Here is a 1,637-nt window from a genome sequence, read left to right as displayed (position 1 = left end):
GTCATAGGAGTAGACACCGTTGCTCACCGAAGTACCGGCCATAAGCTGCGGGGCGTTGGAGCCCATGCCGTTATAGTACATGGCGCTGGAGTTGTACCAGGTGACGTCGCTGCGGCACTGGTCCGCCGACCAGCCGTTGCTCCATACTACGTTCAGGGGCGTGCCTACCACATGCCAGGTATTCCAGTCCATGGTGTTCAGGTCGGTAACCACGCCGCCCGGAAATTCCACCAGAGTAAAGCGTAAAAATGTCCGCTCCGGGTCAATGGCCCAGGCCACGTTGGAGGTGTGGGGTTTCTGTCCGCCGGGGCTGCCGGGGTTGTAGGCACCCACATCTCCGGTGGGTGTGACATTAGACGGAGCCCGGCTGGGCTGGGATGTCTGGGGCGTGAACATCCCCAGCGTGAAGCTGGGGTCCGCGCTGTGAGCCGTGGAAATTTCATAGGGCACCTGGTAGGCGAAAATGCCGCTTTCTGCTGGAGATACTTCCGTCCACTTTTCGTATTTCCGGTAGGTCTCCCCGTCCAAGGTGTACTCCTCCAGACTGGCGGGGTCGCCCACGGCCCGACTGACAGTCACGGTCTGGCCGTCCATACGGATTACCAGGGTCTCGCCGTCCTCCATGGCCTCGGCCTGGAGCTGGGCCAGGCGCTCCGCCTCCCCGTAGGGACAGGGGATGACATACTCGAACCGGGTTAGACGGGAATTGAACTGTGCTTCCGCATCCTCCCGGACATAGGCGATGCTGGGAATCAGATCGGGGAGGTTAACCAGGATGCAGTCCTTGTCCACCCAGCCGGCATCCTCCAGAGTACCGCCGGTCCAGCCGCCTTCGGAATAACCGATCTTCAGGCGGCTGTCTCCATCTTCCAGCAGGGCAAAGAGCTCTCCGGCTGGGATCTCTGCCTCCTGGGTGGTCCCAGCCTGGCTGGAGTAGACGGTCATGGGCTCCGCCCCGCCGTTCCAGGCGGTGGTTCCGGCCGGGGCCAGTTCAAAGTTTCCCGTGGGGGCATAGGCCGCTTCTGCTTGGATTTCGGGGGTGGCCGCTGTCTCAGCCGCAAGGGATGTGCCAGGCAGCAATCCCACCGCCATGACCAGGGCCATGAGACCGGAGACTGTCCGTTTCCAATGATGCTTTAACTGTTTCAGCATAGTTTGCGCTCCTCCTCTCAAATTTCTACCGCCTGCACCTGCCAGCGGTAGGCCCGCTGGTCCCGGACGCAGGTGAACAGGGTCAGGCGGTTGTCCGTAGTGGCGGCGGTGCCGCTGGTGTCAGTCTCTTTTACCTTCTGGACACTGGTGACTTCATAGGTCCGCGTCCCCAGCTTGGTGGTCCAGGTAATGGTATCCCCTGGGTCCAAAGTGTGCAGGTCCCCAAAGTCATCCCGGACGCCCCGGTTATGGCCGGCGATGCACACATTTCCGTCCCAGATACTGGTATCTTTGAAGTGCCCAGCACCTTTCATCAGGGTAGAGCTGTCGGTGCCCTGGTACACCTTCACGGACAAATCAATGGAGGGGATTTTCAGCGTGCCCAGGTAACCGCCGGAGTAGTAGAGGTCGCTGGTGACTTTGGTATACCCGGTAGAGGTGGTTACTGTACTGGCGCCACTGCCAGAGTTTTGACCGTTCAGAAA

General features: G+C 60.5%; 2 protein-coding genes. Both read right to left on the bottom strand.

Going from position 1 to position 1,637, the window contains the following annotated elements; all coding sequences use genetic code 11:
* On the bottom strand, positions 1-1,152 hold a 1,152-nt coding region (locus tag H6B31_RS16565), incomplete at its 3' end, for a hypothetical protein (RefSeq protein ID WP_204899505.1).
* Between the two features lie 17 nt (positions 1,153-1,169).
* On the bottom strand, positions 1,170-1,637 hold a 468-nt coding region (locus tag H6B31_RS16560; RefSeq protein ID WP_204899504.1), incomplete at its 5' end, for a class D sortase.

The organism is Pseudoflavonifractor capillosus (assembly GCF_016899775.1).
In the GTDB taxonomy this organism is placed as follows: Bacteria; Bacillota; Clostridia; order Oscillospirales; family Oscillospiraceae; genus Lawsonibacter.
The sequence above is the reverse complement of the archived record's forward strand: the minus strand, read 5'-3'. Positions and strand labels throughout refer to the sequence as shown.